The organism is Actinoplanes sp. NPDC026623 (assembly GCF_040638275.1).
Taxonomy (GTDB): domain Bacteria; phylum Actinomycetota; class Actinomycetes; order Mycobacteriales; family Micromonosporaceae; genus Actinoplanes.
Map to the genome: position 1 here is coordinate 45,575 of NZ_JBEZXZ010000040.1, position 6,323 is coordinate 51,897.

The window sequence follows — 6,323 nt, forward strand, 5'->3', positions numbered from 1 at the left end:
GCGAACCGGGCAACCGCGGGGCCACAGTTGTGGGCGCGCCGAGTTCCCACCTGCGCCGCCGGACAGCATTGGTCGGCGAATCAACCGGCAGACGAGAGAGCGCACTGAATGAGTTCGGTTACCACAGAAGTGGTGCAGCGGGAAACGGGTACGCCCCGGCTGCAGGATCTGGTATCGCCGCTGGGCGGCCTCATCAATCACGTGATTCAACTGCCGGTCGAGCCGTCGAGCCCGCCGCTCGCGGTATTCTCGGCCGACCTCGGCGACGCGTCGACGGCGCTGCCCTACCTGTGCGGCCCGGACTGCCTCGGCGGCCTTGACGGCACCGGCACCGGGGTGGACGCCGAGCGGTCGAGGATCGTCGCGACCGCCGAGGCGCTGGAACGGTACGCGAACTGCGTGTACGACGAAAGCCAGTTCCGCAGGGCGACCGCCGACGAACTCGGTGCCGAGGCGCTCGATCTCAACACCGTGCCGCGCTGCTCGCCGACCGAACTCGCGGACCCCGGCTGCCAGATCTCCGCGCCCGACACCTCGGTGCCGATGCGCTGGATTCGCGGCCTGAACCTGCGTACCGGCGAGCCGAGCTGGGTGCCCGCGGTGATGGTGTACATGCACTTTCCCGTGCACGGCGCGGAACGCATCACCAATCCGATCTCCACCGGGTCGGCGACGCACCCGGACCCGGCCGTGGCGGTGTGCGGCGCGCTGTGCGAGGTGATCGAGCGCGACGCCATCAGCCTCACCTGGCTGCAGCAGCTCGCGCTGCCGCGGATCGAGCTCGACACGGTCGGCCCGCAGCTGCAGCAGTACCTCGACGTGTGCGCCGATCGCGACATGACGATCCAGTTCTTCGACGCCACCACCGACGTGGGCATCCCCACCGTGTACGCCGTCTCGACCGCGCCGGACCACGCCACCTGCCGCACGGTGGTCACCTGCGCGACCAGCCTCGACCCGCAGACCGCGGTCGCGAAGGCGATCTGCGAGACGGTGTCGGTACGGGTCGCGCTGCACGACGCCAAGCCGCCGAGCCAGGACGTGCAGACGTTCACCGGGGTGTCCGACGGCGCGGCCTACATGTGCGGGCCGGAGCGAGCGGAGGCGTTCGACTTCCTGCTGAACTCCCCCGCGCGCCGCAGGCTGTCGGAGCTGCCGACGCTGTCCACCGGCGACCCGATCGCCGACCTGCGCCTGGTGAGCTCGCGGCTCACCGAGTGCGGCATGGAGGCGTACATCGTCGACCTGACCGCCGACGAGGCGCTGCGGGCCGGGATGACCGTGGTGCGAGCCGTCGTACCCGGGCTGCAGCCGCTGAGCTTCCACTACCGCGCCCGCTTCCTCGGCCACCCCCGGCTCTACCAGGCGCCGGCCCGGATGGGCTACCCCACCCGTCCCGAGGCCGAGCTCAATGCCTGGCCGCAGCCGTTCGCCTGATGTCAGGAGCCAGCATGTACCACCTGATCGTCACCCCCGTCGGGCCTTTCGGATACGCGGTCGCCGAGCGCCTCCGCGACCTGTGCCACGACGTCGAGGTCGCCAACACCGGACCCTCCGGCACGGTGCCGCCGCGGGTACCGGATCCGGAACAGCCGTCGGGTCACCGACTGAACCTGCTCGTGTCCTGGCGGCGGGTGCCGCGGATGGAGCGCGAGTTCGACGACGAGTCGTTCCGGACGGGCCAGCCGTGGCTGCCGGTCGTCATGGACCATCCGGTGCTCGAGATCGGCCCGGTGGTGGTGCCGGGCGCCGGCGCCTGCCACGGCTGCTACCGCGGCCGGCTCGCACAGCACGACCCGTCCCGGGCGATCCGCAAGACCGTCGACGACCACTACGACCAGGACCCGTTCGAGGGTCCGGCCGGGTACCTGCCGTCGACCGCCCTGTTCGCCGCCGCCGCGGCGGCCGAGGTGGTCGACCGGCTGCGGGCGGCGCCGGAGCACGAGGCCGGCCGGGTACGCCAGATCGACGTGCCGACCCAGCAGCTGCACACCGGCCGGGTGGTCGGCGTGCACGGCTGCCCGCGGTGCGGCCTGGGCCGGGACGAGACCACCCGCTCGTACGAGCGCCTGCCCGCCCTGCTGAGTGGAGTGTGGAAATGATCGGGACCGAGGAGACCACCCGGCACGAGGGGCGGCTGTCCGCCGCGACCATGGCGTACGCCGTCGCCGCGGACCCGCAGTTCCGGGTGCCGGAGCTGCCCTGCCTGGTACCCGGCCTGGTGAACGTCCCGCTGGACGACGGCCTGGCGTTCGTCGGCAGCGGCAACCGGCAGTCGAGCCTGCGCGGGCGGACCGCCACCTCGCTGATACCGCGGCTGCTGCCGGCGCTCGACGGCACCCGTACCGTCGCGGAGCTGGCCGCGCTGCACCCCGACGTCACCGAGGCCACCGTGCGCGCCTGCGTGTCTCTGCTGTACGTCAGCGGGCTCCTGCAGGACGGCCCGGCCGGCGCCGAGGTCGGGCTGATCCCGCACGAGGTCACCGACTACCTGGGCCGGAACCTGGACACGACCCGGGTCAACCGCAACCGGAACGAGGCGTGCGAGCGGCTGGCCCAGGCCCGGGTGCTGATCACCGGGCCCGAGGCGCTCACCGGCAGGCTGCGCGCCGAGCTGACGGCGTCGGGCGTCGACGCGCTGGAGTGGGACGGCCCGGAGCTGAGCGTCGGCGTCGGCGACCTCGTGGTCGCCGTCGACGACGGAAACTCCGCCGAGGCGCTCGCGGAGCTCGACGAGATCTGCCGCCGGGCCGGGATCAGCTGGCTGCGCACCGCGGCCGGGGAGCGCACGGTCGAGGTCGGACCGCTGTTCAACGCCCGGCACACCTGCTGCCACGGTTGCTTCGCCGAGGGCTGGTCCGGGCCGTCCGGCACGCCGTCGCCGCTGCGCGTCTCCACCTGGGCGGCGCTGGTCGCCACCGAGGTGGTGCACCTGCTGTCCCGGGTCGGCCTGACCCCGGCGCTGTCCGGCAGCACCGTCTTCGACCTCACCGACTGGACGCAGTCGACCGCCGGCGCGTACCGCCGGCCCGGCTGCCCGCGGTGCCTGCCCACCGGCCTGCCCGCCCAGGCGGACGGCCCCGCCGTCGCCCACGTGTACGAGCAGGCGGTGGCGTTCCCGCCGCGCGAATGGCTCAATCCCAAGGACCACCAGGCGCACTACCGGCCGGCGAACGCGGCACTTCAGCGCTACAACAAGGAGTACCGGGCCGCCCCGCGCATCGCGCTGAACGGCGGGCGTCCGGGAACCGCGCCCGGCGTGACCCGCACGGACCTGTCCGCGCTGCTGCTGCGGACCGCCGGGCTGCGCGACAGCGGGCCGACGGCCGTACCCGGTCAGGTCAGCCGGTGGTCGCCGACCGGCGGGAACCTGGGCTCGGTGCAGGCGTACCTGCTCGCGCTCGACGTGGACGGGGTCGCACCCGGCTGGTACTTCTACCAGCGCGGCGACCACAGCCTGGCGCGGATCCGCGCGCTGCCCACCGCGGACGGCGCGGCCGAGGCGGTCTGCCCGGTCCTCGCGCGGCAGCGCCCGGCGGCCCTGATCGTCCTCACCGGGGCGCTCGGCCTGGTGGCGGCGAAGTACCACGACTTCGCCTATCGGATCCTCTGCCTCGACGCCGGAGTGGCGCTCGCCCAGATGGCCGCCGTCGCCGGCGAGTACGGCCTGACCGCGCGGTTCGCCGACCGCTGGGACGACCTGGCGCTCAACGCCGCGCTGCGCCTGCAGGACAGCGCCGAACCGGTGACCGCGGTGGCCGCACTCAACCGGAGGAACGACGATGACCCCCGACACTGAAACGCTAGCGCCGCCCACCGGCGAGGACCGGCTCCAGCTTCTCCAGCGGCTGCTGACCGACACGCGACTCGACGCCGACGCGGCCGGCAGGCCGGCGACCCCGGTCCCCGCGGAACTGCGCCGGGCCCCCGAGGGCGGGCCGCTGACCGCGCTGCCGGCGCCGGCGTCGCCGCGCTCCGGCCTGGACGAGGTGCTGCTGGAGCGCACCGCCGTCCGCGACTACGCGGGCACCAGCCTGGCCGGCGCCGACCTGTCCGCCATCCTCGCCTCCGCCGACCGGATGGACGCCGAGGGCTGGCCCGGGGAGCGGGCCGCCGGCGTCGACCTGGAGCTGTACTGCGCGGCCTGGCGGGTCACCGGCGTCGACACCGGGCTGTACCGGTATCTGCCCCAGAAGTCGGCGCTGTGCCGGGTCTCAAGCCTCCCGGACGGCCCGCAGGCGGAGGAACTCGTCATGCAGCGGGAGTTCGCGACCGCCGCCGCACTGCTCGTCATCACCGGAAACCTGGCCGCCGCGCTCGCCCGGCACGGCAGCCACGGCCACCGGCTGCTACTGACCCGGGCCGGCGCCGCCGGGCACGCCGCGTGGCTTACCGCGCTGCGGCTCGACCTCGTCGGCACCGTATTCGCCGGCCTGCTGCCGCACGTCCTCCGGGAACGCGCGGACGCCGACGGATACCACCGGGCCGCGCTGTTCGCGTTCGCCGCCGGGAGCCCGGCGCGAACGTGACGGCACAGCACCGGTACCCAATCTGGGGTCCGCGCTCGCGACGCGCCGGACCTCGGCCGGCGGCACATCGGCCGACCGGAACTGCATGGACACGACACATCGAAGGAGCTGAGTCGCATGCAAAGTGAACTGACCGGGCCCAAGGTCATAGAGGAACTGGACCTGTGGCTGGAGGACGACCTGACAGCCGAACAGCTGCCGACCGTCGTCAGCGCATCGCTGCTGGGTAGTGGCGGCTGCGGCGGATGCGGCGGCTGCGGCGGCTGCGGCCACGGATGCGGCGGCTGCGGCGGCCACGGTTGCCACGGCTGCCGCGGTTGCCACGGCTGCCACGGCCACGGCTGCCGCGGATGTCGCGGCTGCGGCGGCGGCTGCGGCGGCTGCGGTGGCGGCGGCTGCGGTGGCTGCGGTGGCGGCGGCGGCTGCGGCGGCTGCAAGTAGGTCTGATTCTCGGCCGGGGGCGTGCCCACACGGGTGCGCCCCCGGTCGGCCGTATCACCAAAAGACGGAGGTGCCGATGTCCACGGAATCCACGACGGCCGCCGTGCCCGACTGGCTCGACCGGCCTGTGGAGCTGGCGCCGCAGGTCACCCTCGTCGACGGCGCGGACGGCCATGCCATGCTGTTCAACGCTGAGACCGGCACGTACGTGCGGCTGAGCCGGACCGGGGCGCGCGTGGTGCCGCTGCTCGACGGCACCCGCACCGGAACGGTGCTGCTGGACGCCGCCAGGCGCTCACGCGGACCCGACGGCGTACGCGACCGCACGCCGGACCTGCTGTCCTTCCTCACCGACCTGAGGGCGGCCGGGGTCCTGTCGGAGCCGCCCGAGCCGCTGACCGGCCGCCAGCTGTTCTTCGCCCGGTTCATCCGGCTCACCCCGCGCATCCGGATCCCGACCCGGCATCTGAACGCGATGCTCCGCCTGCCGGCGGCGGTGCTCGCCCGTTTCCCCCGGACCGCCACCGCCATCGGGGTGCTGGCCGGCACCGCAGCCGCGATCGCCATCGTGCTGGCGATGACCCTGCCGGCCCCCTTCGTCTACACCGGTCCGCCGTGGCTGCTGATCGTCGCGGTCCTGCTGGTGCAGGCCACCGTGCACGAGATGGGTCACGCCACGGTGTGCCAGGCGCTGGGCGTGCCCGTACGCGAGGCCGGCGTGAAGCTGTTCTGCCTGCTCATCCCGCTCACCTACGTCGACCGCACGGACGCGTACCGGGTCCGGTCGCGGTCCGCGCGCGGCGCCGTCGCGCTCGTCGGCCCGCTGATCGACCTGACCGCCGCGGGGCTGTCCGCCCTGCTGATCGTGCTGTACCCGGTGGAGTGCGGCCCGCTGCGCTGGCTGCTCGGCATGCAGATGTTCCTCATCTTCAACAACCTCAATCCGCTGCTGCCCGTCAGCGACGGGCACCACGCGATGGAGGCGGCCCTCGGCGAGCTGAACCTGCGGCACCGCGCGTTCACCTACCTGGGGCACGTGCTGTTCCGCATCCCGCTGTCGGCGGCGCACCAGTCGGTGTCGGCGGCCCGGCGCCGCATCTACCTGACCTTCGGGGTCGTCAGCGGCGGCTACCTGGCCGTCATGCTCACGCTGATCGCCATGAACTACTACCGGCTCTTCGTCCAGGCCACCTCCTGACTCGGCCGCCGGTCCCGTCACCGTCCTCCGGTACCCACATGCCTGGCGACCGGCCGGCGTACACCGCACCGCAGAGCGGGAGCGGCTCATCGAACGGCTGACGCTTCGCCATCAGGGTCGACGCAAGGACGAGCAGCCGGCGTTCGCCGGCTGCT

General features: G+C 73.4%; 6 protein-coding genes. All 6 read left to right on the top strand.

Features of this window, described 5'->3' with window-relative positions; translation table 11 throughout:
- Window positions 1-108: 108 nt before the first annotated feature.
- Window positions 109-1,437 (top strand): YcaO-like family protein, encoded by a 1,329-nt coding sequence (locus AB0F10_RS15130; RefSeq protein ID WP_360624043.1) that lies wholly within the window; start codon window positions 109-111, stop codon window positions 1,435-1,437.
- A 14-nt stretch (window positions 1,438-1,451) separates the two neighbouring features.
- Window positions 1,452-2,102, top strand: a complete 651-nt coding sequence (locus AB0F10_RS15135) for a TOMM precursor leader peptide-binding protein (protein WP_360624045.1) — start codon at window positions 1,452-1,454, stop codon at window positions 2,100-2,102.
- Complete coding sequence (locus tag AB0F10_RS15140) at window positions 2,099-3,799, top strand: nitroreductase family protein (RefSeq protein ID WP_360624047.1); 1,701 nt, start codon at window positions 2,099-2,101, stop codon at window positions 3,797-3,799. Before AB0F10_RS15135 ends, AB0F10_RS15140 begins: the two co-directional genes overlap by 4 nt.
- A complete protein-coding gene (locus AB0F10_RS15145; protein ID WP_360624049.1) occupies window positions 3,783-4,529 on the top strand; it encodes a hypothetical protein in 747 nt (248 codons plus the stop codon). Before AB0F10_RS15140 ends, AB0F10_RS15145 begins: the two co-directional genes overlap by 17 nt.
- 117 nt (window positions 4,530-4,646) lie before the next feature.
- Window positions 4,647-4,970, top strand: a complete 324-nt coding sequence (locus tag AB0F10_RS15150; RefSeq protein WP_360624051.1) for a hypothetical protein — start codon at window positions 4,647-4,649, stop codon at window positions 4,968-4,970.
- Window positions 4,971-5,046: 76 nt separating this feature from the next.
- Window positions 5,047-6,168, top strand: a complete 1,122-nt coding sequence (locus AB0F10_RS15155; RefSeq protein ID WP_360624053.1) for a PqqD family peptide modification chaperone — start codon at window positions 5,047-5,049, stop codon at window positions 6,166-6,168.
- Window positions 6,169-6,323 lie beyond the last annotated feature (155 nt).

What these genes read in the sequence shown, in the direction of transcription:
- AB0F10_RS15155 (WP_360624053.1), top strand. Translation starts at nt 5,047, where the DNA reads ATGTCCACGGAATCCACGACGGCCGCCGTGCCCGACTGGCTCGACCGG.
- AB0F10_RS15140 (WP_360624047.1), top strand. Translation starts at nt 2,099, where the DNA reads ATGATCGGGACCGAGGAGACCACCCGGCACGAGGGGCGGCTGTCCGCC.
- AB0F10_RS15150 (WP_360624051.1), top strand. Translation starts at nt 4,647, where the DNA reads ATGCAAAGTGAACTGACCGGGCCCAAGGTCATAGAGGAACTGGACCTG.
- AB0F10_RS15145 (WP_360624049.1), top strand. Translation starts at nt 3,783, where the DNA reads ATGACCCCCGACACTGAAACGCTAGCGCCGCCCACCGGCGAGGACCGG.
- AB0F10_RS15130 (WP_360624043.1), top strand. Translation starts at nt 109, where the DNA reads ATGAGTTCGGTTACCACAGAAGTGGTGCAGCGGGAAACGGGTACGCCC.
- AB0F10_RS15135 (WP_360624045.1), top strand. Translation starts at nt 1,452, where the DNA reads ATGTACCACCTGATCGTCACCCCCGTCGGGCCTTTCGGATACGCGGTC.